Source organism: Commensalibacter melissae, from assembly GCF_009734185.1.
Taxonomy (GTDB): domain Bacteria; phylum Pseudomonadota; class Alphaproteobacteria; order Acetobacterales; family Acetobacteraceae; genus Commensalibacter; species Commensalibacter melissae.
The window spans coordinates 704,172-728,967 of sequence record NZ_CP046393.1 but is presented as its reverse complement, the minus strand read 5'-3'; the positions used below and the strand labels follow the sequence as shown (position 1 = coordinate 728,967).

Here is a 24,796-nt window from a genome sequence, read left to right as displayed (position 1 = left end):
TAATTACATAATTAAGCTAATTTTGTGGTCGAAAAAAGATGACTTTGTGTCAAGGATTGTCTAGGCTGGAAAACAATATCCCATTCTTTAACGGACTCGTCCGAATATATTCCCAAATGAGGCACAGCCAATAATTTATCATTATGCCAAAAAGCGGGTAATGTTTTCAAAATGCAAACAGGCAATCCCTCTCTACATGAAAACTGTTTGTAAGATTTACCTAATGCAGCAATCGTAACTTTATCACTAATATCATATTCTGGCATAATAACTCGAAAACGATAATCCCAAATCGTATTTGGCCGGGCCATTTTTGCCTTTTCAATAACAGTTGTTTCTCTAATCATCAACCAACCATTTCCCAACCTTCCAGCTGGCATAATTTGTACGCCACCAAGAGTAACTTTGCGCATTGATTGAACAAGCCGATTAATTGATTTCTGCAAGGGTGCATACACAGAACCGGAAATTGTTCTGATTAAAGCACCCAGCGTTCTTTCATCCATACCTTTGGTGGAAAAATAAGCAAATCCTTCTGATCTGATCAAAATGTTTTCTGTAACAAAAACAGCCTGATCCTGATCTTTTTTCATTCTTTTTTTACTCTCTTCCCGCGAGCGATGTAATAGTATTGAAACAGATCCTGAAGATGCCCAGGCCGACGACAATTCCTTTCTCACCTGATTTCTCTGAAATTTTAGATCCTGATTGGATGGATCCTCGACCCATATAATCCCTTCCTGTTTTAAGGTTATTCTCAAACGTTGTGGTGCGATCGATAGTAAAGGTCTTATTAACCTTATCTGCGGCAAATCCGTAATAGCAGCCATAGCGGCAATTCCATCCTCACCACTTCCGGCACGTATTCGCATCAGTACAGTTTCCGCCTGATCCCCAGCATGATGACCCAAAAGCAAATCTATGCTTCCCATTTTACAACATGTCTGAATTAATATTTTGTAACGCTCAATACGCGCTCTTTCTTCCAATGCGGCTCCAGGTTTTAGATTATCTAATGTCAGAACTTTTGATTCAATTCCAAGATCCTTCAATCTTTCTTGTGTAAGTGCTGCCTCTATAGCCGAATTTGACCGAATTCCATGATCTACAATTAAAGAAAATACATTTCGTCGCCAACGGGATGCCAACAATGCAAGACACAAACTATCTGCACCACCAGATACAGCCAATACAATGGGTGGCAACTTTTCATCATCATTACCCCAAGGTCCCAATGACTCAATACAAGAATTAAATTCATCTTGAGATACAGGTTTTAAAATATCATCCATACAGATTTAACAAATCAAGAACATTTAGCTTTACGACTTAAATTCAAGGCAGAAGATTTCACCTGGGTTGAAACATTTGGATATTTACTATGAAGCAGACTTACAGCCTGACAAGCTTCCTGAACCTTGCCATTTTTTAACATTAAATATCCTACACCCAACAAAGCAGATGGAGCCTTGGGAGATTTAGGAAAATTTTTATAAACAGCATAATAATTTACTGATGAAGCCTTGAAATTTCCTTGTCCAGCCTGAGCCTGAGCCAGCAAATATCGTGCACTAGGGGACTTGGCACCTTCAGGCGTGGATAAAATTTTTTGGGCGATGGATTCTGCGATCTGAAAATTACCATTCAACAATGCCTGTTGACCATCTCTCAAGGTTGAACCTGTTTCAGGTTTTGCAGATTTAATTGTTCCTGAATCATCGGAAATTGATGATTTTTTAGAAACCTCACTTTTTGAATCAGTTACCACATCATCTGAAGAACCATTGGAAGCGCCTCCACGACCAGCAGCAAAATTCATATCATCAATTTTTTTATTGATAAGATCATTTTGAGTTTTCAATTGGTTTGACAAATCATCAATTTCGCCTCTCATAACCCTTTGCTGATCTTCTAGATTGTTTATCCGGCTAACTAAATCGGGAAGTAAACCGTTATTTGTTGATAAACTATCATCCTCATCTTTATCTTTATGCTTTTTTTTACGATAATTATCAGAATCATCATTAAAATTAGTATTCTGTGCCTGAAGCTGGCTGATTTGCGATTTTAATTGTGCGACCTGGTTTTGTAGCGCAATAACCTGACGACTGTTATTTTCCTGGGCATTACTGTAAAAAGGACAAATCATAATTGATAGAAATAAACCTGTTATACTTCCTTTGACCTTTGGATGATCAATTGAAAATAAATTAGAAATTCTTGAATGTTTTTGCTTCGTTATCATTGCCAAACCCTTTACTATCCCTCATTTGATAATAAATTCAAAAAGCTTTAACCATTTATAAATTACGTTCTTTTACATTACATAACAAAAAGCCGGCATAACGTATATACGTATTACCGGCTTTTATTGAAAAGTTATCGAGCTAGGAATTAACGAACTGAAGTAGTCGCATTACGGTTCTGTGACCATGCTTCTTCGTTGTCACCTTCAGCAATAGGTTTATCCTTACCATATGAAATGGTTGTCATACGATCTGATGCAACGCCCAAGGATACCAAATAATCCCGAGCTGCATTTGCGCGGCGAGACCCTAATGCAATATTATATTCTTCTGTGCCGCGATCATCGCAGTTACCGGCAATCATGACCTGGACATTTGGATATTTTTTCAACCAATCAGCCTGACGATTCAAGGTTGCGCGAGCATCATCCGTTAATTTGTTTGAATTGAATTCAAAGAAAACACGATCACCAACATTAGCAACTAAATCAGCTTGACTTCCAGGAACTGGACCGCTCACGGTTGGAGCTTGTGTTCCACCACCATTACCGGTTGTCGCACCTTTATGATCTCCGCCAGAACATGCTGCTAGTAATAACGCAGCACCAAAAGCACTAATAAGCTTTATATTCATTGTATGTATTCCTACAAAACGGCTTTCTATTTTCTCAACTTTTATGTTGGTAAATATTGCCTAAAAAAATCAAAATCAAAATCCAAAAAGTCTTATTTTATGAAAGACATATCAATTTCAATTCTAGTCTTTCATTTATATCTAAACAAGTTAAATACACAAGCGATTTTAGCAAAAATTGAATTTTTTACCGCAATAATTTTATTTTATTTCCAAAATTTATTTTAACTGTTGCCAGAAGACCAAGAAGGATCCATCGCCATCGTTGATGTAGGAATGCTTCTCTCATGAAAACCGGAAACATCAATCATCTTGATGGATGAAGAAAAACCACTTCCACGCGCACCGGCAGACGATTGGTTACAGAACGCCATAACACGGCCATTTGAACAAAATGTTGGGCTTTCGACAGTGAAACCTTGGGTTAAAATTCTTTCTCCAGTACCGTCAGGCGCCATAACACCCAATGAGAATCCACCGCCGCCAATTCTCACAAACGCAATAAGGTCACCTCTTGGTGACCATACGGGGCCTGCATAACTACCGTTTCCATAAGAAATACGTCGGACTCCACCACCATTTGCACTCATTATGTATAATTGCTGTCTTCCACCCCGATCTGAAGAAAAAACAATTTGAGATCCATCAGGACTATAACAAGGGCTCGTATCAATAGCCCCGGAACTGGTTAATTGACGTTTGCTGCCCGAACCCAGATCAACAGAATAAAGATCAGAACCTCCTCCCCTTGTTACAGACATAATGACAGACCTTCCATCAGGCGAAAAACGCGGTGCAAAAGATATACCCGAAAAATCTCCCAAAATTCTTTGTCTGCCTGATTGAAGATCAAACAAGTAAACTCGAGGACGGTTATTGACATAAGACATAAATGCTATCTGATTAGAAACAGGACTGAATCGGGGCGTCAAGACAAGCCAGCGCCCGCTGGTTAAGATTCGACTGTTAGCACCGTCATAATCCATGATTGCCAGACGTTTTGTGGGATCTGACCGGCGGCCGGTCTGTGCAACATATGCAATTCGTGTATTGAAATATCCCTTATCCCCCAATAAACGCTCATAAATAACGTCCCCTATCATATGGGAAACACGACGAAGATCCTCACTTATGGCACCTGACCCGGAAATCGAATAGGCTGTTCCCTGAATCTGTTCACCGGTCAACGCATTCCATAGCCGAAATTCAACTCGCCCATTCACCTCTGATCCAGTCACGATAGCACGAGCCCCCATGGCTTTATAGGCGGCAAAATCAGGTGTAGAGGTTGGTGATGTACTACTAATAACTCGAAATAACCCTGTATTATTCAAGTCATCCGTTAATACCTGAGTTATGGCGCCGCCATTCCCAGAACCAAAATCAGGAATAACAATAGGGATAGGCTCGTTTCTTGCCCGATCAACTGTAATTTCATCTGCACCGCCGGCTTGCTGCGCAAATGCAGATGATAAAGGTGTTGCCACAATTCCACCTGCTACACATCCATACAAAATTTTTCGGCGAGGAATTAAAACATCCCGTAAAATATCAGCATCATTATCAGAAATTATTGAGCGCATAATCCTATTTTCCCTATTATTGATAATGCATATTAACTTACAAATTTAGACATAATTATGGACGGAATACAAAACGAATCTGACCCGTCTTTCCCAACAGATTTGAAGGTATCGGCAATTTTGAACATACAGGACTTAACACGGCGTCCCTTGCCCGTTCTGCTAATGCCCTATATGTTGAATCAGCATTCATTTTTGCCTGAGTCACTGAATCAAATTTAACTATTCTAGCCTCTCCTGAAGCATCAATTGTTACAATTAAATGTGCCACAAAATTAGCATAATCTTTTGCTGCTGTGTCTTCAACATAACATCGACGAACAGATGCCGCTATTTTCCCCTGCTGACCTGCTGAAAGCCCTCTTGTGATATCGCCATTTCTCGCTCCACCACCATTAGGAGCCCCTCCCTGTCTTGGATTTGCTTTGGCTCTGGGAGGATGTGTTTGTTTCTGGTCAGCTTGATAGGCATCCAACGTCGATTCAAGTGAATGTGTATCAGGAATTTCTTTTTTTGCTTTTTCCATTTTTGTCAATCGAGAGAAATTCTGCACCTGAGGTAACGCAGTGGGCATAGGCATTGGTGATGGTGGGGATGGAACATGAGAATTTGAAGAGGATGCCAATGGTGAAACAGTAGGTGGTAACGTTACCTCTGCAGGTGCGGGGGTTTCAACAGCTTTAGGTAAAATCGAATCCTGTTTTTCCATTTTTGCAACCGCATCAGGTGGAGGGGGCATTGGTGGAGGTGGAGGCGGAGGTGGAGGCGTTTCTTCGACAGGTTCAGTTTTAGTAGGTGTTGGCGCAGGTGGAGCATCCAGTTTTTCCAATGCAGGCGCATTCGGGTTCGGGGAATCTTGCTCCGATTTAGCGGGAACTTCTTGTCCTGCATTATCGCTTGTAAATTCAATCTCTACTGGTTTTTCTTCAGGGGGTGGGGGTGGAGGCGCAAAATGAAATAACCATGATAATAGAATCGCCAGAACGATAACCCCAAAATGCGTTCCGATTGATGCCAAAAAAGAGCATCTGAAAATTTTTCTCTCAGAACGGTACATGCCCAGCAAAATACATAATCCTCAATTATGGCGTTTTTGAAGAAGGGTTGGATGTTGTATCAGGCATTTGTGCAAGTAACGCGACATGCGTAAATCCTCCAGCTGTAACACGTCCCATCACTTCCATGACCCTGCCGTAATTGATATGCTGATCTCCCTTAACAAAGATACGATGTTCAGAATCATTCTGAGACATGACTTTCAACTGCTCCACCAATTGATTCATATCTACAACATTGTCTCCCAAATAAACGGATCCATCTTCCCTGACTGTAACAGTAATCGGTTTGGTATCTGCATTTACAGGCTTCGCGGCAGTTTTTGGTAAATCAACATTAATTCCGCTTGTCATCATAGGAGCCGCAACCATGAAAATAATTAACAGAACCAACATGACATCAACCATCGGTGTAACGTTAATATCTGCCTGTGGACGTCTGCCACGCCCCCGTCTGTTTCGACCCTCTAAAGAAAATCCCATTGATTTTATTCCTGATTTTCTTTTGCTTCAGATTGACGAGAAAGAATCGCACTAAATTCAGCTGCAAAACCTTCAAGTCTTTCAGCAAATAAATTAAGCTTGTTATTAACAAAATTATAGGCCACTACAGCGGGAATGGCTGTCAACAAACCCAGTGCCGTCGCGAATAATGCTTCTGAAATACCAGGGGCAACCACTGCCAGACTTGTGTTATTGGATTGTGCAATGGAAGCAAAAGCATGCATGATACCCCACACCGTTCCAAACAATCCGATAAAAGGTGCCACCGGCCCTACTGTTGCCAAAAAAGTCACCCATCTTTCAAGGCGTTCCATTTCACGAGTAATAGTGATTGACATGGCACGATCAATTCGCTGTTTGACTCCCTCACTGCTCATCTCAATTCCATTAATTCTTGCTGATCGACGCCATTCACCCATACCCGCACTAAAAACTGCAGCCATGGGATGGGTTGGTTTCACCCCAATATTTTCATATAATTCATCAAGACTCCCACCTGACCAGAATAAATCCTCGAATTCATCTGCCTGACGTTTAACCTTGCGGAGGGTAAAATATTTATCAAAAATTACAGCCCATACCCAAATACTGGCACAAACCAGGCCTATCATAACAAGTTTAACTACTAGCGCCGCATGAACAAAGAGCGCCCAAGGGGACAAACTGGCCGATGGTGTGGCCAGATTTGCTGCATTAATTGATGGATCCAAAAATGCCTCCTGCACAATTAGTCTCACTCAATTTAATTTCATATATAACTTGAGACTATTTATTATTTTCCAATATCCATTTGATATATTTTTTTTCCAATAAAAACAATCTTGTTTTGATAATGAGTAAAAATTTATTCGAACTGGTTTGCCTATATCATGGCAGCAAAAATTCTTTTCCAATCCGCTGGAAAAGGAGCTGGTATATAGGTTTCCTTCTTCAGACAAACCAGCTGAATTTTTAATTCAGTCACAATTTCTTCATTACGGAAAAAAACTTGTGATAACCAACAACTTGCCCCCAAAGTTGTGATTATATTTGTTTTTACAATAACCAGTTCATCAATATACAAGGGTTTTCGGAATTTAATCTCGGCTTCCCTCACAACCAAAATCAAGCCGAAATCCTTGTACAAATCACTGGTTGTTCCACCCAACCGTCGTATACTTTCTGTCCGAGCGCGATCTGCAATTCCGAAATAACGGGCATGATAGACGATACCTGCCGCATCAACATCTTCATAACAAACCCTGAACCGGTAAGTTTTGACTTCCTCTTTCGCCAAAGCAGGATTACTTATACCTTTGTCAAATGAATTACTAGGGATGATCTCCATGATTTTCATTCCTCTTCCACATCATTATCCAGCAAATCAAATTGAGTATTTAATAATGCAGGGGGTTTCAGATGAAGATGTTGCCAGCCTCTCTCTCCCAAAACACGGCCACGACTTGTACGAAGAACCAAACCTTCCTGGATCAGGAAAGGTTCAATAACATCTTCAAGAGTATCCCTTGATTCTGCCAAGGCCGCAGCTAACGTTTCAACACCGACCGGCCCACCCTGATGAAATTCAGCAATACGCAATAAATAGCGACGATCCATTGCATCCAATCCAAGCTGATCAACCTCCAATCTTGATAAGGCTGCATCAGCAATCTCGCGATCAACCGCTTTTTCACTCTTATGCTTGACAAACGCAAAATCACGTACACGACGTAACAACCTGCCCGCTATTCTGGGCGTCCCACGAGATCTTCTGGCAATTTCCGCAGCCCCATCTTCAGTCAATTCAAATCCTAGCTTACAGGCCCCTCTTTCAACAATCAATTTGAGTTCATCTGTTGTATAAAATATCAACCGTAACGGAATGCCAAACCGATCCCGCAAAGGTGTGGCAAGCAAACCTGACCGTGTTGTTGCTGCGACAAGCGTAAAAGGGGGCAAATCTATACGAACCGATCGAGCCGCAGGTCCTTCCCCGATTATTAAATCAAGTTGGAAATCCTCCATTGCCGGATAAAGAATTTCTTCAATTGAAGGATGCAATCGATGAATTTCATCAATAAATAATACATCCCTTGGTTGTAAATTGGTTAAAATTGCCGCCAAATCACCAGCCCTTTGAATTACGGGTCCAGATGTTGCACGAAAACCAACCCCCAACTCCCTGGAAACAATCTGCGCCAAGGTTGTTTTTCCCAGCCCTGGTGGTCCATGTAACAAAACATGGTCCAACGCCTCATCTCGCTGTCTTGCCGCCTCTATAAAAATTGAAAGGTTTTCTCGTGATGATTTTTGCCCAATGAATTCAGCCAGAGATTGAGGTCTTAACGCAACCTCCACAGTGTCTTCCTGACGTTTTGTTGCATCTATGGGACGATTTATTTCAGACTTCATCGGGCCAACTCACGTAAAGCTTCTCGAATAATATGATCAAGTTGAAGGGGTTGATTTTTCTCTTTCAAACCTTTAATCACTCGCCCGACGATTGGTTGGGATTCCATTCGACGAAATCCAAGTCCCTCCAGGGCCAGTAACACATCCACAACAATATTAGTCTCATTATTGTCGGTTGTCTGACCTGAAATTGTAATTGAATTAATCACATCTGAACCAGAAGCCACTTTACCATTCAGTTCAGTTAAGATGCGCGTAGCCAATCTTGCCCCTACACCTGAAGCCCGCATTAAACTTGCCTTGTCAGCTGTCATAATGGCCGAAGTCAATTCATCCGGCGTAAGAACGGATTGAATCGCCAGCGCCATACGAACCCCAACACCTTGTACCGTTGTTAGCATCCTGAACCATTCCTGTTCCTTTCCATCAGCAAATCCATAAAGTAATATGGCATCCTCTCTGACGATGGTTTCAATCAATACACGGGCAATTTCTGGAGGACGAGGCAATTTTGATAAGGTCCGGCTTGAAACATAGACCACATATCCCACCCCATTCACGTCAATGAGACAACGATCCCTGTCATTTTGGTCAATCAAAAGCCCAGTCAATTGTCCTATCATGCCATTATTGTTCCTTTATTAACACGAATTTGACTTATCCGATGATGGGCATGACAAATCGCTATCGCCAAAGCGTCAGCTGCATCAGCTCTTGGAATTTTGGCTCCCGGCAATAAACGCTGAATCATAACAGATACCTGATCTTTGGTCGCCGCTCCCGTTCCAACCACGGCACGCTTAACTGTTTTAGCACCATATTCATTAACATTAATATATTTTTGCGCGGGTACTAATAATGCCACCCCCCTAGCATATCCCAATTTCAAGGTGGCAGAGCCATTCCGGTTGACATAGGTTTCTTCAACCGCAACCTCTTCAGGTTGATAAAGACCAATCAGTTTTTCCAAACCTGATGCTAATACACAGAGACGTTGAGGAACAAAATGATCACTATTCGTAGACAGGACACCACTTGCCACATAGGTAAGACGATTGTCACATGCATCAATTATCCCCCATCCGGTAAACCGTAAACCGGGATCTATCCCAAGAATTCTAACCACAACTCTTAAGCCGATAGCCGTTCAGCAATCTCGTCCGAAAGGTCAAAATTGGCAAAAACATTCTGAACATCATCATGATCTTCCAGAACTTCAATTAATTTTAGCAAGGTGCGAGCATTATCTTCATCTAATGCAACTGTATTGGATGGACGCCATTCAATTTTTGCACTTTCAGGATCTTTAAACCGGGCTTCCAATGCGTCACGGACTGCAAAGAAATTTTCCATCGCACATGTTATTTCATAAACATCATCATTTTCTTCGACATTATCCGCTTCTGCCTCAATAGCCGCCTCAAATATTGAATCAAAATTTGCAACCGTTTTGGTATAGGTAATAACACCCATACGTTCAAACATGAATGCGACAGAATTCATTTCCCCCAAGGATCCGCCATATTTATTGAATGCGGCCCTAACATCTGAAGCTGTACGATTACGATTATCTGTCAATGCCTCAACGATAATGGCAACTCCGGATGGACCATATCCTTCATAGCGCACTTCTTGATAATTATCTCCATCTGCGCCACCTGCGGCTTTCTTAATCGCACGATCAATATTGTCCTTTGGCATATTGACAGCACGAGCTGCCGCAATGGCTGCACGTAAACGGGGATTGGCGGCTGGATCTGGTAAACCCGATTTTGCTGAAACGGTTATTTCACGAATTATTTTTGAAAATTCTTTTGCCCGACGGGCATCCTGAGCCCCTTTGCGATGCATAATATTTTTAAATTGCGAATGTCCTGCCATTAATATTTCTCTTAATTCTTACAGTTTGATTTCAATCTTAATCTAATAAACATGTCCCGATTTTTAAACAAACCGACCATGACAATGTTTAAATTTTTTTCCTGAACCACATGGACATGGTGCATTTCTAGGCGTATCTGCCCATTCTTTTGGTGCATCAGATAGTGTCTGAGGGGTTTCCCCCTCTATAAGATCCGAAGAAGAATTTTCCCCTTCATCATCAGAGACATTGACTTCAACCTTGGCCAAAAGTGAGGTAATCCGTTCACGAAGCTCATCCAGCATATAATTGAAAAGAACAAAAGCCTCCTTCTTATATTCATTAAGCGGATCTTTCTGACCATAGGCCCGCAGTCCGATACCCTGACGCATTTGATCTAATCGCAACAAATGTTCTTTCCACACAGCATCAAGCGTTGTTAGCAAAACTTGCTTTTCAACATATCGCATAATTGAAACACCATAATTCGCGACCTTGGTGGCCATCATTTCATTAGCGGCTTTCGTAATGCGCTCTTCAAGTGTATCAATTGAAATATCTTTCTCTTCAGACCATTCCTTAATCGGTAGATCAAGATTGAATATCCGTTTTACATCCGCGGTTAATTCGTTAATATGCCATTGTTCTGCAAAGGATTTTTCAGGTATGTATTTTTCGATCAACATATTGATCACATCATGTCTCATAGATGCAATCACTTCTGAAACATCTTCCAGAGCCATATATTCCCGACGCTGAGAATATACCTCCTTACGTTGATCATTGATGACATCATCATATTTCAAAGTGTTTTTACGCATATCGAAATTGCGCGCCTCAACTTTTTTCTGGGCTTTTTCAAGTGCCTTGTTGATCCAGGGGTGAACAATGGCCTCCCCTTTTTTCAAGCCCATTTTTTGAAGCATACCACCCATGCGTTCGGAACCAAATATCCGCATCAGGTCATCCTCGAGGGATAAAAAGAAACGTGAATTTCCCGGATCTCCCTGACGCCCCGAACGTCCTCGCAACTGGTTGTCAATTCGACGACTTTCATGACGTTCAGTACCAATTACAAACAGTCCGCCGCTCTCTTTAACCAGTTCATGATCTTTTTGAACTTTTTCTTTAAGGGCCGTTTCTTGTTTCAAGCGTTCATCTTCATCCTCGATATGGGAAAGCTGCTGATGGATAAGCATATCCACATTCCCACCCAATTTAATGTCAGTACCGCGACCCGCCATATTCGTGGCAATTGTAATGGCTCCCGGAACTCCAGCTTGAGCAACTATCTGGGCTTCTTTTTCATGAAAACGCGCATTCAATACATTATGCTTTATGCCTTTTTTATTTAACAAATTTGAAAGATGCTCACTTTTCTCAATCGATGTTGTTCCAACCAAGATAGGCTGTTTCTTTTTATGAACCTCTTCGATAAGCTGGCTAACCGCATCATATTTTTCAGCCGCGGTCAGATAGATTTCATCATGTTCATCCTTACGCTGAACTTTAAGATTGGTTGGAATTGACACAACGTCCAGCTTGTAAATTTCGGCAAATTCATCGGCTTCTGTCATTGCCGTTCCCGTCATACCGGCGAGTTTCGGATAAAGACGGAAATAATTTTGAAAAGTGATTGAAGCTAGAGTCTGGTTTTCCTGCTGTATTTCCACATGTTCCTTGGCTTCCAGTGCTTGATGCAATCCATCGGAATATCGACGTCCATCCATCATACGCCCAGTAAATTCATCAATTAGAATGACCTTATTGTTACGGACGATATAATCCACATCCCTGGCAAACAAGGTATGCGCCCGTAATGCCTGCTGCATATGATGCACCAACGCGATATTATGAGTGTCATACAGCCCCCCCTCTTTCAATACACCCTTTTCACGCATTAACTGCTCTATATGTTCGGTTCCCAATTCTGTTGGAATGACATTCCGGAATTTTTCATCTTTTTCATAATTGGCAGGATCTTTGACTATCTCTTTTATAATTTCATCAACGGAACGATATAGATCTGAACTGTCATCCGCAACCCCCGAAATAATCAATGGAGTACGAGCCTCATCTATCAAGATCGAATCAACTTCATCCACAATGGCGTAATTAAACGGACGCTGAACCATTTCATCAAGACTGTATTTCATATTATCGCGAAGATAGTCGAAGCCGAATTCATTATTTGTCCCATATGTAATATCGGCGGCATAAGCAGCCTTACGTTCAATATCACTCAAATCCGCGATAATCGTTCCGACATTCATGCCAAGAAAACTATAGAGCCGGCCCATTTCAGCAGCATCACGTGAGGCAAGATAATCATTCACCGTTACAACATGCACCCCTTTTCCCGATAGTGCATTCAGATATACGGCCAAGGTTGCCACCAATGTTTTACCTTCACCCGTACGCATTTCGGCAACCTTACCATCGTGAAGAACCATTCCCCCGATTAGCTGGACATCGAAATGACGCATTCCCAAAACCCTTTTCGAAGCTTCTCTGACTACAGCAAACGCTTCTGGCAATAAATTGTCCAGTGTTTCTCCATCAGCTAACCTTTGACGAAATTCAACCGTTTTATTAGCCAATGCAACATCATCCAGAGCCTGTATTTCAGGTTCCAATTGATTGATTTCAGGTAGTCGCTTTTGATAAGCTTTTAATGAACGCTCATTAGAGGTGCCGAAAAAGACACGGGCAAATTTTGCAAACATCAATGTTTTCCAAATAACGCTTTGTAATCCTGCCTGTCATTACAAAGGGCTAGTTATAATTAAATTAGAACACAATTCAATCCAGACAGAAAAATACATATAGAAATAAGTTCACCGGTATTATAACCAACTTTACTTACACCATAAATATCATTTTAAAATTTTAAAAGTGGTTTAACTTTTTTCAAGAAAGGAACTTTATTAAAATAATGGGACAATTTCACCTTTCCATGATATAAACATATTCAAAATTATCTTTAATCCTCTCAATAAATAAAGGTACTATATGTCTTTTTACAACAAATCATTCAAATTTGCAGCAACCCTTCTTTTTTCCTCAAGCCTTTTGACAACAGCAGTTATTGCCGCTGAACCTGCTGTCACAACTACCCCGTCAGCACCTGCCGCTCAAAATCAGTCAAGTCCTAGCAAAATAGATGAAAATACTGTTTTGGCAACTGTTAATGATAAAAATATTACGTATCATGATATCCAAAATATGCGCAAGATGTTGCCTGATCAATATAAAAGTCTGCCTGCACCTGTTTTGACAACAATAATCCTTCAGCAATTAATTGTTCAAAATGCAGTTCTACAAGTTGCTGAAAAACAGAATTTACAGAATTCCCCTGAGGTCAAGCAACAAATTGAATTCATGCAAAAGGATATCCTGTTTTCGACATTCCAAAAATCTGAATTGGAAAAGAATTTAAAACAAAATCCAATTGACGATAAAGCCATTCAAACTTTTTACGATCAGCATTTCGCCAACGCAGCCCCTGTTAAAGAGGCGCATATATGTCATATTCTTGTAAAAACACAACCGGAAGCTGTAAAAATCATCAGTCAACTTCATGCAGGCAAAAATTTCGCTAATCTTGCCAAACAATATTCAACCGATAAAGAGAGCGGTAGCGAAAATGGCGGTGATTTGGGATGGGTCAAACAAAATGACCCTCTTGCACCGGAATTCATCAATGCAGCCTTTGCGCTGAAAGCAAATACAATTACAACCGCTCCGGTGAAAACCCAATTTGGTTGGCATGTCATCAAGGTTCTTGGTTATAGAAACGCTCCGGTACCACCATTGGATAAGGTAAAAGATGAAATTCGCAAAAACCTGTATCAACAAAGAATGAAAACCATTATTGAAAATGTAATTAAACAAAGTAAAATTACCAAAAATGATGAAGCCATTCATTCTTTAACACAAATGCCTGCCACACAAAAAAAATAACTCTGACAGAACAAACCATTAAAAATTTTTATAAAAGGGAAAATAAATTTTCCCTTTTATAAATTCAGAATGTTTATTGATTAATATCCCTAAAGAATTTAGTTCAAAAAACATATCATTAAACTCTTTTTTCTTATAAAGAAAACTTGTAAAAAACATTTTTTATAAAATATAAATATTTCATTATAACCGGATATGAATCAATCCTGTCGTATCCATTATTTTGCTCCATTGTTGAAAAAGAGTCTACCATGTCGAGTTATCCTGTTTCTCCGCTTGCCGTAACCCTCCCTGAACTTTGCCCCGTTGCCGGTGTAAAACTTGCATCTGTTCAAGCAGGATTACGATATACTGGACGTCTTGATTTATCGTTAATGGAATTCGCTCCGAACACAACCGTCGCAGGAGTATTTACCAAAAACAAATGTCCAGGTGCACCTATCGATTGGTGCAGAAAAATTTTATATCGCGGTAAAGCCAGGGGATTACTTGTCAATGCCGGTATTGCCAATGTATTTACGGGTCAGGCAGGTTTTGATGCAGTTAAATATTCAGCACAGGCAGCTGCAAAAACAATAAACTGCACACCCGAAGAAATTTTTGTTGCCTCTACAGGGGTTATTGGCGAACAGCTTCCTTATCAAAAAATCATCAATTATCTTCCAGAACTTTATTCGAAATTGGCTTCTGATCAATGGAAGGAAACAGCTCAAGCAATCCTGACTACGGATACATTTGCCAAAGGCTTTTCCCTTAAAACAGATATTGACAATATTCCTGTCACTATTCAGGGAATCGCCAAGGGGAGCGGTATGATCGCACCTGATATGGCCACTATGCTTTGTTTTGTTACAACTGACGCAAAATTGCCCGCTACTGTCTTACAAAAATTATTAAATGAAAAGGTCAAAACAACCTTTAATTCAATAACAGTTGATTCCGATACATCAACCTCTGATACCCTTCTTTTATTTGCCACGGGTCAGACCCCCAATACCGAAATCAATGATATTGATGACCCAAGATTAAGCAATTTTTCAAATGCCTTAGAAAAATTGTTACAAGAATTGGCTCTTTTGGTTATTAGGGATGGTGAAGGCGTAACAAAACTGATTGAAATCAAGGTTGAAGGTGCCGTTAACAATGAATCAGCTTTTAAAATCGGACAATCAATCGGTAACTCCCCTCTTGTGAAAACAGCAATAACAGGTGAGGATGCCAATTGGGGACGTGTTGTAATGGCGGTAGGCAAAGCCGGCGAACCAGCCGACCGTGACCTTTTGTCAGTGGCAATAGGTAATATTTGGGTTGCCAAACAAGGTGAGGTTTTATCAGATTATGACCAAGATAAAGTTAACAAGCATATGCAAGAACAAGTCATAAAAATTAAAGTCAACCTGAATCTGGGAGAAGGACACGCAAAAATTTGGAGCTGTAACCTAACACAAGGTTATATTGAAATTAACGGCTCTTATCTGCGTTCCTAATTTCTTTTATTTATTATCAATTGAATCGTTTCTTTATGAATACCCCTATTATCTCCGATTTTTCTGAAGAAGAAAAAAAAAGAATTCTAGCAAAGTCAGCACTTTTCAGTCCTCCGTCCTTGAAATTATCAGATGGAAGACAAGAACTTGTTGGACTTTCACGGGAAGAATTGGAAGAGGTCCTAATGGGTATGGGGGAAAAATCCTTCCGTACGAAACAGTTATGGCACTGGATTTATCATAAAGGTGTTACCGATTTCTCTTTGATGAGTTCAATCAGTAAACCCTTGCAAGCCAAATTGGCAGAACATTGTGTGATCAGCCGACCGGAACTGGTTATGCAACAGACCTCAAAAGATGATACCCGTAAGTTTCTTTTTCGCTTCAGGGATAAACAAGAAGCTGAAACAGTTTATATTCCAGATCGTCGAGAAGATCGTGGTGCTGTCTGCATTTCCTCACAGGTCGGATGTACGTTGTCCTGCCGTTTTTGTCATACCGGCACGCAAAATCTGGTTCGAAATCTTGGTGCAACAGAAATCGTGGGTCAATTCATGGCGGCAAGGGATAGTTATAATGAATGGCCAACTCCGACCGCTGGAAGACCCCGTCTTCTATCAACCATAGTTCTGATGGGAATGGGCGAACCTCTTTATAATTATGACAATGTTGCCAAGGCAATGCGTATCGTTATGGATGATGAGGGAATTGGAATCTCTCGTCGCCGGATTACCTTGTCAACGTCCGGTGTAGTTCCCATGATGGATCAATGTGGAAGGGAACTGGCAATTAATCTAGCCATTTCCCTTCATGCTGTCAGGGATGATTTACGAAATGAGCTCGTTCCCTTAAATCGTAAATATCCTATAAAAGACGTTCTGGCAGCCTGCCGTCGATACCCTGCAGCAAGTAATTCACGTCGTATAACGTTTGAATACATTATGTTAAGGGGAATTAATGACAGTGAATCAGATGCACGTGAACTGGTGCATCTATTAAAGGGTATTCATGCCAAGGTTAATCTAATTCCATTTAATCCATGGCCAGGCAGTGATTACAAACCCTCCAAAACTGAACAGGTGCAAAAGTTTGCCGATATCATTATGCAGGCAGGTTATTCCTCGCCCATCCGCACCCCAAGAGGGCGTGATATTCTTGCAGCATGCGGACAATTACGCACTGAAAGTCAAAAAGCCAAAATTTCTAAAAATTTAAAACATAACGAAACAATTTCTGACTGACAACATTGTTTTAAAATCAAATAAAAATTGTGAAAATAATTTATTTAATCTTATTTTCACAATTTTTCGAAATAAATTAATTCACATGATTATATGAATTTATCATCAATAATTATAGACTTGAAAAATTTCTACCAGGCATAGGCTTCAGGTGCCTCACCCCCCATACCGGGCCAAATATCATTTAAAGTATGTATTATTTCATCTGACAATGTAATGGAAAGCCCTTCAATAGCATTATCCAGCTGTGTTTCAGTACGAGGTCCAATAATCGGTGCTGTGACATCAGGTTGATGTCTTAACCAGGCAAGGGCTAAATTTGCAGGAGTTATTTTAAGTTCAGCAGCAAGATTCTCATATTTTTCAAGTTGGTATCTTAATTTTTCAATTATTTTCAGTTCCTGTTCTCTAAAACGTCGCTCGCCATTTTTCTGTTTCGAGAGGACACCCCCAAGCAATCCACCTGCCAATGGAGAATAGGGAATAAATCCAAGACCATGATATCGACAGGATGGAAGGACTTCCAGCTCAACTGTACGTTCTGTCAGATTATAGGGGCTTTGCTCAGAAACCAGTCCGTAAAAATGACGTTCCTTGGCCAATCCCTGAGCAGTGGCTATTTGCCAACCAGCAAAATTACAACTTCCTATATATAAAACTTTTCCCTGTTGAACCAATAACTCCATTGCCTGCCATATTTCCTCCCATGGAGTTTCTCGATCAATATGATGCATTTGATAAAGATCAATATGATCAGTTTTTAAGCGTCGCAAACTGTCTTCACACGCTTTTCGAATATGATAAGCTGACAAATACCGGTCATTCGGCCCAAAATCCATAGGCTGGTAAACTTTGGTAGCCAATATAACCTTGTCTCTCTGACCGCTCTTTTTAAACCATCGTCCTATAATTTCTTCAGAAATGCCATATCCCCTAGGAATTTCTGGCCATTGTAATCCTCCATAAACATCTGCCGTATCAAAAAAATTAATTCCTGCATCAATTGCCTTATCCATAATCATGCAGCTTTCTTTTTCATCCGTGACATCACCAAAATTCATGGTTCCAAGACATAAATCACTTATCTTCAGACCTGTTCTTCCCAAAAATCGATATCTCATGATAGCTCAATCTTTTTGTTTGCAATTTTAAATATTTTTGATTTTGCAGATAATGCAATTCAAATGAATTGGAATATCTAAACCCTGGGCGGTGTAATCGTCATAGGTTCCTTTGACAATGGAGGAATAATTCCATTTACAGGATGCGGTACATACGGTGCTTCAAGACTGTTTATTTCATTTTCTGTTAAAGAAAAATCAAGCGCCTTTACAGCCGTTGTCAAATGTTCAGCCTTTGTTACCCCAATAATAGGTGCCGTTACGTATTTTTTTGATAATAACCAGCCCAATGCAACATATGCACGAGGGACATGATGCAAGTTGGCAATCTTTGCGACAACCTCCACGACTTTTCGATCCTGCTGTTCTGCATCCTGATACATTTTCAAAGCAAAAGCATCATTTTGAGTACGTCGTGTAACTTCATCAAAATCACGAGTCAATCGTCCCCTTGCCATTGGACTCCAAGGAATGACACCAATACCTTGATCCGCACAAAAAGGCAACATTTCCCGTTCCTCTTCCCGATAAAGCAAATTATATTGAGGCTGCATGGAAACAAAACGTGTCCATCCATTTTGCCTTGCAATATGTTGCATTTTGGCAAAACGCCATGTTTCCATAGAGGATGCTCCAATATAGCGAACCTTTCCTGATTTCACGATGTCATGCAAGGCCTCCATGGTTTCCTCGATCGGGGTTCCATGGTCAAAACGGTGAATTTGGTAAAGATCTACATAATCCATTTTTAATCGTGACAAACTGTCATCAATTGATTGAAAAAGAGCTTTACGCGATAGAAAACCTGTATTAGGCGAATTCCGCCAAGGAAAAAAAGCCTTGGTCGCCACCACAATTTCTTCTCGCCGTGCCATATCATTCAATGCTCGCCCCGTTATTTCCTCTGAACTGCCTCCAGAATAAATATTTGCCGTATCAAAAAAATTAATTCCCGCCTCAATGGCCTGTCTAAAAAAAGGGCGTGCAGCAGTTTCATCAATTGACCAGGCTTGTGGCAACCGGTTGGGTTCACCGAAACTCATGCATCCCAAACATAATCTCGATACTTTAAGACCTGTACGACCTAGATTTGTATACTTCATTTTTTTATCTCAAATATGATATGAAAATTATCGAAAATCTTTTCTATTGTTTGATTTTCAAATAAATAATACGATAAAAAAAGCGTTGTATAATATCTTGATATTCCGTAATAATTACCTGATCCTGCAAATAATTTATGTTTACTTATAAAATCTGAATAATCATCAATTTGTCTAATCCATTATAATGACACTCAATCAGTCTTCAGACAGTCAAACCGAATTATTTTATCAAAAAATAATCAATATTCTTGAACGACATGTAAAAACAACGGGTGCACATAACACCCTGATTAAAGATCTCAAACTTTTTAGACAAGAGACACCTCATCAAGCATGTGCCTGTTTTTATCAACCGAGTATCAGTTTGTTATGCCAAGGTACTAAACAGATAATTATTGATAAAAATATCTTTCCATACGACAAACATCATTTGCTCATTACTTCTCTGGACATCCCTACGAACAGCCAAATAATGGAAGCATCCCCTATTAAACCCTGTTTTGGAATTTCCTTAAATTTGGAACGCAATATTATTGCAGAGTTAAGTACACAAATTGATCTTAGGAATTCAAACAAAACGAAATGTAGCAGTGTATCTATTTGCAGTGTTAATGTATCCTTTTTGGAACCCATGTACAGACTTTTATCCTTAATGGATGAGCCCGAAACCATTCCAGTTCTTGCCCCGTTAGTCATCAGGGAAATTTACTATCGACTGTTAACCAGCGATGCCGCACCAATTCTTTTACAGATTATAACAACTGGTAATACAGGATCTAATATCAGAAAAGCAATCGAATGGCTTAAACAAAATTATTCTCAACCCTTGAAAATAAGCCATCTTGCCAGTGCTGTTAACATGAGCCCCTCAAGCTTGCATCATCATTTTCGCCAAATAACCGGAAAAAGCCCGTTACAATATCAAAAATGGTTACGCGTTCATGAAGCAAAACGTCTGATGATCAATAATAATCTTAACGCTGCCACTGCTTCCTATCAGGTTGGTTATGAAAGTCCCTCACATTTTAGTCATGATTACAAAGCCATATTTGGCAAGTCTCCCCAAAAAGATATAAAAAATTTTAATCAAATATAGTTTTTCATTCCAGAATGTCATTCTTTCGTATAGCTCCACTAAAAAAATGCTTATTCAATTTCTAACAGTAATTTTGCCTTACTAGAATTATTCCTCTCATAGAAAGGTCCACGATGTCGATCCGTTTTAATGTTTATCAACAACCGATTGGTCAAGCTCTTCCTTCATGGAAAAAAGCAAAGCTTCCCAAAAAAGAAACAATCACGGGACAATATTGCCGGCTTGAACGCATAAATGTCAGACAACATGCTTTGCAACTTTATGATGCCTTTTTTAACGGTACTGATAAAGGGCTATGGACCTATCTTTTATCCGGCCCGTTTAATGACTTTAATGAATATCGGGAATGGCTACTTAAATTAGAAAATATCAAAGATCCATTTCATTATGCAATTCTTGACAAGAATTCCAATCAAGCAATCGGTTCAATTGCTCTCATGCGAATAGATCCAACAAATGGTGTGATAGAAATTGGTAGCGTTATTTTTTCTGGACGATTAAAAAAAACAACAATGGCCACGGAGGCAATCTATCTTTTAATGAAATATGCATTCGAGGAACTTGGTTATCGTCGTCTTGAATGGAAATGTGATACCTTAAATGCACCCTCTCGTGCTGCGGCATTACGCTATGGTTTCACATTCGAGGGAATATTCCGTCAAGCTTTGGTTATTCATGGCCGTAACCGGGATACAGCATGGTATTCAATTCTTGACCTTGAATTTCCAAAACTCTCCAAGGCATTTAATGACTGGCTTGATCCTGACAATTTTGATTCTGAAGGAATTCAGAAGAAATCCTTGCAAAAATTGATGAATTATTATGTTAAGTAAAAACATGTAATTGTATTTCAATACATAATCAATTTTTTAAAGAAAAAATACAATCAACAAAAATAAACCATAGTTTTCCATTAGTTTGTTTAGTAAAATCAATAACTATACATTATAATGATGAAAATTAAACTATGATTGTAAACCCGAAACGTGGACTTCTTTTTCTTATACAGACAAGTTTTAAACCTTTACTCATTTTATTTATTTGGGACATGCTAGTCGTCATTGGATATAAAATTTTTAATCTACACTGGTTTGATCAATCAGCATTACCAACCGCCCTGATTGGATCTGTGCTCGTCCTTTTTATGAATTTCAGAAACAATACGGCATATAATCGATGGTGGGAGGCACGTATACATTGGGGATCAGTCACAAATAACTGTCGATCATTTGCCAGGCAATGCATGAGTATTCTCGATAGCAAACCCGAGCTTATATATGCCATGGCCGGATATGCATACAGTCTATCCTATCATTTAAGAAATAAAAATTCCCTGACCAGTTATAATGTAAAAAAAATATTGCCCCATTCCATTCAAACCTATATTAAAAATCAGCGCAACCAGCCTAATGGCATTCTTGTTCAGATCGGCTATATGGTAACCCAGGAAAGCCGCCAAAAAAATATTGACGGCGCCCTTCACTCTCAAATCGACAGAATTTTATCTGACTTGGCCAATGCACAAGGTGCCTTGGAAAGAATTAAAAATACACCCTTATCAATCCAGTTTTCCACCCTGCCCCGTTTACTAAGTGAAGTTATCTGCATCATTCTTCCTTTTTCAATGGTGGATACACTTGGGTGGATCACACCATTAGGGTCCGCACTTGTGGGTTTTTTATTTTTGGCTCTGGACCGAATTGGAAATGATTTGCAAGATCCCTTTGATGAAAGTCCGCATTCCTTGCCCATGTTAACAATGTCACGCAGCATCGAGATCGATTTGCTTGAACAAATCAATCAATCTTCTCAACGCCCTATTCCTTCCATTAACGGAATTCAATGGTAAATTAAAATAAAATACCTATATATACACATTATATAAAATTTTGCCTTTTCTAAAATATCAAATGACAATTTATCCTGAATATGGTATAGTATATTAAATGAGTGTATTGAAAAATTCTTCCAAAGGTGGTGTAACCGACGAAATGGCTCAAGCAGCCGTCGCAGAAACCGCCGCACAACAATCCAATAGTAAAACCTCTTTTCCTTTTCAAGAAGGCGATGCCATTGTTTATGCTGCACATGGTGTAGGCCGAATTGATCGTATTGGCGTGGAAGAGATTGCAGGCACGAAACTGGAAATGATCCAGATCTCTTTTCCAGATAATCAGATGACCCTGCGTATCCCTTTAGATAAAGCAAAAAAAGCTGGATTACGCAAAATTGCTTCCCGTGAAATTGTCGGAAAAGCCATGTCAATTATTAAAAGCAAGCCGCAAATCAGCAAAGGTATGTGGGCAAGACGGGCTTTGGTTTACCAGGAAAAAATCAATTCTGGTGATCTGATGCAGATTGCTGAAGTTTTAAGGGATCTACGCAGAAATGCTGACAGTCTCGATGGCAGTTTTAGCGAAAGAAAACTATTTGAAGCGGCTCAAGACCGTTTTGTAACCGAGGTGGCCGTTTTGGAATCAAAAAAACCAGAAGACGTTCTCAACGAATTAACAAACGTGATGAAAACAGCTTAGAATTTATCAATTGATCATTACAATTACAATGAAAGGAGAGTTACTCTCCTTTTTTTTCATGTCTTTATTTATAATAAATGAATATATAATGACATTTTGTTATCCTTTACAAATGATATTAAACGAGTATGATAAAAGGCTTATTAACTATTTATAAAGGTTATTAGAACCTGAATAATTTTTAGATTGTCAAAAGCGTATACAAAATGTTTTTTCAAAAAAAATCGATCTCTGCCTCTCATAATACATCCAATCAAAATTTGATTGTTCAATTAACAAAAATATCTGGAAGCAGAAACGTTATAACTGACCCATCCAAAATGGGATTATATTGTAATGGTTTTCGATATGGATCTGGGAAAGCAATAGCAATTGTAACGCCAGAGCATATTCTGGATCAGTGGAATGTTGTCAAGGCCTGTATAGAATCAAATGTAATAATTATCATGCAGGCCGCCAATACTGGATTGACCGGTGGATCTACCCCCGATGGCAATGATTATGATCGTGACATTGTCATTATTAACACCATGAAAATGAAAAAAATTTATGTGATTAATAATGGTGAGCAGGTAATATGTCTTCCCGGGGCGACTTTAAATGAACTTGAACAAAAATTAAGGCCCTATCATCGTGATCCTCATTCTGTAATCGGATCATCTTGCATCGGTGCTTCAGTTCTTGGAGGAATAAGCAATAATTCTGGTGGAGCATTGGTTCAGCGAGGCCCCGCCTATACCGAGATGGCCCTTTATGCCCAATGTAACAAAGAGGGTAAATTAGAACTTGTTAATCATCTTGGCGTTGAGTTGGGAAACACACCTGAGGAAATTCTGGGACGACTTGATCACGGTAATTTTGATCATGAATTGATAAAACAATCTGATAAATGCTGTTCAGACCATCATTATAGGGATCATGTCTGCGAAGTTGATGCCCCTACACCCGCCCGTTATAATGCCGATCCCAATCATTTATATGAAGCCTCTGGATGTGCCGGTAAACTCTCAATTTTTGCTGTACGCCTTGATACATTTCCACAGGAAAAGGAAACAAGAGTTTTTTATATCGGTACAAACGATCCAAATGATCTTACCAATATTCGATATAATATGCTCAGCAAGAAAATAGTTCCCATATCCGGTGAGTATATCCATCAAGATGCTTACAATATTGCCGCTATTTACGGAAAAGATACATTCATTTTTATAAATTGTCTGGGTACTGCATATATTCCACAATTATTCTCCCTGAAAAACAAATTTGATTTTATTACAAATAAAATCCCGTTTTTCCCAAAACATTTCAGTGACAAGGCAATGCAGTTTTTTAGTAAATTATTTCCTCAGCATTTGCCGGAACGAATGAACGAATATGCAAAAAAATATGAACATCATTTGCTATTGAAAGTGGGCAAAGAAGAAATTGAACCTGTTCGTTCCCATTTAAAATCTTATTTTAAGGAAAAAACATCGGGTAGCTTTTTTGAATGCAATGCCGAAGAAGGTCGCAAAGCATTCCTGCATCGCTTTGCCGTGGCAGGCGCTGCTGTTCGTTACAGGAATGTCCATACGGATACGGTTGAAAATATTCTGGCCATTGATGTTGCCCTACGCCGTAATGATAAAGAATGGGTGGAACATTTGCCTGAAGAAATAGAAGAACCAATTCTCCATAAATTATATTACGGTCATTTCTTTTGTCACGTTTTTCATCAGGATTATATTATTCAAAAAGGATATGATGTATTTGCACTTGAAGAAAAAATGTTGAGAATTCTTGATCAAAGAGGAGCGGAATATCCCGCTGAACATAATGTCGGTCATCTTTACCCCGCTAAAGATCCTTTGAAGAATTTTTACAAAGATCTTGATCCTTGCAATGCTTTCAATCCTGGCATTGGAAAAACTAGCAAATTAAAAAACTGGAAAGAATAACAGCTTTAAGAAAAAAAGACGCTTGAATAATCATACT

Annotated in this window: 23 protein-coding genes; 8 read left to right on the top strand and 15 right to left on the bottom strand. The window is 39.5% G+C overall.

What is annotated here, in order from left to right; genetic code table 11:
• Positions 1-11: 11 nt before the first annotated feature.
• From tilS to secA, 13 genes are all read right to left on the bottom strand, one after another.
• Positions 12-1,292, bottom strand: coding sequence for a tRNA lysidine(34) synthetase TilS (gene tilS / locus GN303_RS03245; RefSeq protein ID WP_110438807.1), 1,281 nt, complete (start codon positions 1,290-1,292; stop codon positions 12-14).
• 14 nt (positions 1,293-1,306) lie between these two features.
• Positions 1,307-2,245, bottom strand: coding sequence for a tol-pal system YbgF family protein (locus tag GN303_RS03240; protein ID WP_110438806.1), 939 nt, complete (start codon positions 2,243-2,245; stop codon positions 1,307-1,309).
• Between the two features lie 149 nt (positions 2,246-2,394).
• Complete coding sequence (pal, locus tag GN303_RS03235; RefSeq protein WP_110438805.1) at positions 2,395-2,880, bottom strand: peptidoglycan-associated lipoprotein Pal; 486 nt, start codon at positions 2,878-2,880, stop codon at positions 2,395-2,397.
• A 224-nt stretch (positions 2,881-3,104) separates the two neighbouring features.
• On the bottom strand, positions 3,105-4,463 hold the full coding sequence (gene tolB, locus GN303_RS03230; RefSeq protein WP_110438803.1) for a Tol-Pal system beta propeller repeat protein TolB: 1,359 nt from the start codon (positions 4,461-4,463) through the stop codon (positions 3,105-3,107).
• Between the two features lie 55 nt (positions 4,464-4,518).
• Positions 4,519-5,520, bottom strand: coding sequence for an energy transducer TonB (locus GN303_RS03225; RefSeq protein ID WP_408735527.1), 1,002 nt, complete (start codon positions 5,518-5,520; stop codon positions 4,519-4,521).
• Between the two features lie 25 nt (positions 5,521-5,545).
• Positions 5,546-6,001: a protein TolR gene (gene tolR, locus GN303_RS03220; RefSeq protein WP_110438801.1), complete on the bottom strand. Its 456-nt coding sequence runs from the start codon at positions 5,999-6,001 to the stop codon at positions 5,546-5,548.
• Between the two features lie 5 nt (positions 6,002-6,006).
• A complete protein-coding gene (gene tolQ, locus GN303_RS03215) occupies positions 6,007-6,732 on the bottom strand; it encodes a protein TolQ (protein ID WP_110439004.1) in 726 nt (241 codons plus the stop codon).
• A 152-nt stretch (positions 6,733-6,884) separates the two neighbouring features.
• Positions 6,885-7,349 carry a YbgC/FadM family acyl-CoA thioesterase gene (locus GN303_RS03210; protein ID WP_158523872.1) on the bottom strand — a complete coding sequence of 155 codons (465 nt, stop codon included), beginning with the start codon at positions 7,347-7,349 and terminating at the stop codon, positions 6,885-6,887.
• Between the two features lie 5 nt (positions 7,350-7,354).
• Positions 7,355-8,413 carry a Holliday junction branch migration DNA helicase RuvB gene (gene ruvB / locus GN303_RS03205; RefSeq protein ID WP_110438799.1) on the bottom strand — a complete coding sequence of 353 codons (1,059 nt, stop codon included), beginning with the start codon at positions 8,411-8,413 and terminating at the stop codon, positions 7,355-7,357.
• Positions 8,410-9,036, bottom strand: coding sequence for a Holliday junction branch migration protein RuvA (ruvA, locus tag GN303_RS03200; RefSeq protein WP_110438798.1), 627 nt, complete (start codon positions 9,034-9,036; stop codon positions 8,410-8,412). Before ruvA ends, ruvB begins: the two co-directional genes overlap by 4 nt.
• The gene (gene ruvC / locus GN303_RS03195) at positions 9,033-9,539 is read right to left on the bottom strand and encodes a crossover junction endodeoxyribonuclease RuvC (RefSeq protein ID WP_110438797.1); all 507 of its coding nucleotides are present in this window, start codon (positions 9,537-9,539) and stop codon (positions 9,033-9,035) included. Before ruvC ends, ruvA begins: the two co-directional genes overlap by 4 nt.
• 5 nt (positions 9,540-9,544) lie before the next feature.
• Complete coding sequence (locus GN303_RS03190) at positions 9,545-10,294, bottom strand: YebC/PmpR family DNA-binding transcriptional regulator (protein ID WP_110438796.1); 750 nt, start codon at positions 10,292-10,294, stop codon at positions 9,545-9,547.
• 63 nt (positions 10,295-10,357) lie between these two features.
• Complete coding sequence (secA, locus tag GN303_RS03185) at positions 10,358-13,000, bottom strand: preprotein translocase subunit SecA (RefSeq protein ID WP_110438795.1); 2,643 nt, start codon at positions 12,998-13,000, stop codon at positions 10,358-10,360.
• Positions 13,001-13,286: 286 nt separating this feature from the next.
• Here secA and GN303_RS03180 point away from each other — a divergent pair, with 286 nt between their 5' ends.
• The 3 genes from GN303_RS03180 to rlmN all read left to right on the top strand — a co-directional run bounded on the left by GN303_RS03180 (position 13,287) and on the right by rlmN (position 16,965).
• Positions 13,287-14,237, top strand: a complete 951-nt coding sequence (locus tag GN303_RS03180) for a peptidylprolyl isomerase (RefSeq protein WP_110438794.1) — start codon at positions 13,287-13,289, stop codon at positions 14,235-14,237.
• Positions 14,238-14,488: 251 nt separating this feature from the next.
• Positions 14,489-15,724, top strand: coding sequence for a bifunctional glutamate N-acetyltransferase/amino-acid acetyltransferase ArgJ (argJ, locus tag GN303_RS03175; RefSeq protein WP_110438793.1), 1,236 nt, complete (start codon positions 14,489-14,491; stop codon positions 15,722-15,724).
• A gap of 35 nt (positions 15,725-15,759) precedes the next feature.
• Entirely contained in the window at positions 15,760-16,965 is a 1,206-nt protein-coding gene (gene rlmN / locus GN303_RS03170) for a 23S rRNA (adenine(2503)-C(2))-methyltransferase RlmN (protein WP_110438792.1), read from the top strand.
• A 131-nt stretch (positions 16,966-17,096) separates the two neighbouring features.
• On the opposite strand, the gene GN303_RS03165 is transcribed toward rlmN, so the two are convergent.
• The gene (locus GN303_RS03165) at positions 17,097-18,086 is read right to left on the bottom strand and encodes an aldo/keto reductase (protein WP_110438791.1); all 990 of its coding nucleotides are present in this window, start codon (positions 18,084-18,086) and stop codon (positions 17,097-17,099) included.
• Between the two features lie 77 nt (positions 18,087-18,163).
• Positions 18,164-19,189, bottom strand: a complete 1,026-nt coding sequence (locus GN303_RS03160; protein WP_110438790.1) for an aldo/keto reductase — start codon at positions 19,187-19,189, stop codon at positions 18,164-18,166.
• 187 nt (positions 19,190-19,376) lie between these two features.
• On the opposite strand from GN303_RS03160, the gene GN303_RS03155 reads away from it, so the two are divergent.
• From GN303_RS03155 to dld, 5 genes are all read left to right on the top strand, one after another.
• The gene (locus GN303_RS03155; protein ID WP_110438789.1) at positions 19,377-20,288 is read left to right on the top strand and encodes an AraC family transcriptional regulator; all 912 of its coding nucleotides are present in this window, start codon (positions 19,377-19,379) and stop codon (positions 20,286-20,288) included.
• A 113-nt stretch (positions 20,289-20,401) separates the two neighbouring features.
• Complete coding sequence (locus GN303_RS03150) at positions 20,402-21,121, top strand: GNAT family N-acetyltransferase (RefSeq protein ID WP_110438788.1); 720 nt, start codon at positions 20,402-20,404, stop codon at positions 21,119-21,121.
• A 134-nt stretch (positions 21,122-21,255) separates the two neighbouring features.
• The gene (locus GN303_RS03145) at positions 21,256-22,137 is read left to right on the top strand and encodes a bestrophin family protein (RefSeq protein WP_110438787.1); all 882 of its coding nucleotides are present in this window, start codon (positions 21,256-21,258) and stop codon (positions 22,135-22,137) included.
• 97 nt (positions 22,138-22,234) lie between these two features.
• Positions 22,235-22,822, top strand: coding sequence for a CarD family transcriptional regulator (locus GN303_RS03140; RefSeq protein WP_110438786.1), 588 nt, complete (start codon positions 22,235-22,237; stop codon positions 22,820-22,822).
• A 206-nt stretch (positions 22,823-23,028) separates the two neighbouring features.
• A complete protein-coding gene (gene dld / locus GN303_RS03135; protein ID WP_110438785.1) occupies positions 23,029-24,759 on the top strand; it encodes a D-lactate dehydrogenase in 1,731 nt (576 codons plus the stop codon).
• Positions 24,760-24,796: the final 37 nt, after the last annotated feature.

What these genes read in the sequence shown, in the direction of transcription:
- GN303_RS03155 (WP_110438789.1), top strand. Translation starts at nt 19,377, where the DNA reads ATGACACTCAATCAGTCTTCAGACAGTCAAACCGAATTATTTTATCAA.
- pal (WP_110438805.1), bottom strand. Translation starts at nt 2,880, where the DNA reads ATGAATATAAAGCTTATTAGTGCTTTTGGTGCTGCGTTATTACTAGCA.
- GN303_RS03190 (WP_110438796.1), bottom strand. Translation starts at nt 10,294, where the DNA reads ATGGCAGGACATTCGCAATTTAAAAATATTATGCATCGCAAAGGGGCT.
- GN303_RS03145 (WP_110438787.1), top strand. Translation starts at nt 21,256, where the DNA reads ATGATTGTAAACCCGAAACGTGGACTTCTTTTTCTTATACAGACAAGT.
- GN303_RS03165 (WP_110438791.1), bottom strand. Translation starts at nt 18,086, where the DNA reads ATGAGATATCGATTTTTGGGAAGAACAGGTCTGAAGATAAGTGATTTA.
- dld (WP_110438785.1), top strand. Translation starts at nt 23,029, where the DNA reads ATGTTTTTTCAAAAAAAATCGATCTCTGCCTCTCATAATACATCCAAT.
- tolR (WP_110438801.1), bottom strand. Translation starts at nt 6,001, where the DNA reads ATGGGATTTTCTTTAGAGGGTCGAAACAGACGGGGGCGTGGCAGACGT.
- ruvB (WP_110438799.1), bottom strand. Translation starts at nt 8,413, where the DNA reads ATGAAGTCTGAAATAAATCGTCCCATAGATGCAACAAAACGTCAGGAA.
- secA (WP_110438795.1), bottom strand. Translation starts at nt 13,000, where the DNA reads ATGTTTGCAAAATTTGCCCGTGTCTTTTTCGGCACCTCTAATGAGCGT.
- GN303_RS03180 (WP_110438794.1), top strand. Translation starts at nt 13,287, where the DNA reads ATGTCTTTTTACAACAAATCATTCAAATTTGCAGCAACCCTTCTTTTT.
- ruvA (WP_110438798.1), bottom strand. Translation starts at nt 9,036, where the DNA reads ATGATAGGACAATTGACTGGGCTTTTGATTGACCAAAATGACAGGGAT.
- GN303_RS03210 (WP_158523872.1), bottom strand. Translation starts at nt 7,349, where the DNA reads ATGGAGATCATCCCTAGTAATTCATTTGACAAAGGTATAAGTAATCCT.
- rlmN (WP_110438792.1), top strand. Translation starts at nt 15,760, where the DNA reads ATGAATACCCCTATTATCTCCGATTTTTCTGAAGAAGAAAAAAAAAGA.
- GN303_RS03140 (WP_110438786.1), top strand. Translation starts at nt 22,235, where the DNA reads ATGAGTGTATTGAAAAATTCTTCCAAAGGTGGTGTAACCGACGAAATG.
- GN303_RS03160 (WP_110438790.1), bottom strand. Translation starts at nt 19,189, where the DNA reads ATGAAGTATACAAATCTAGGTCGTACAGGTCTTAAAGTATCGAGATTA.
- tolB (WP_110438803.1), bottom strand. Translation starts at nt 4,463, where the DNA reads ATGCGCTCAATAATTTCTGATAATGATGCTGATATTTTACGGGATGTT.
- GN303_RS03225 (WP_408735527.1), bottom strand. Translation starts at nt 5,520, where the DNA reads ATGTACCGTTCTGAGAGAAAAATTTTCAGATGCTCTTTTTTGGCATCA.
- GN303_RS03240 (WP_110438806.1), bottom strand. Translation starts at nt 2,245, where the DNA reads ATGATAACGAAGCAAAAACATTCAAGAATTTCTAATTTATTTTCAATT.
- GN303_RS03150 (WP_110438788.1), top strand. Translation starts at nt 20,402, where the DNA reads ATGTCGATCCGTTTTAATGTTTATCAACAACCGATTGGTCAAGCTCTT.
- tilS (WP_110438807.1), bottom strand. Translation starts at nt 1,292, where the DNA reads ATGGATGATATTTTAAAACCTGTATCTCAAGATGAATTTAATTCTTGT.
- argJ (WP_110438793.1), top strand. Translation starts at nt 14,489, where the DNA reads ATGTCGAGTTATCCTGTTTCTCCGCTTGCCGTAACCCTCCCTGAACTT.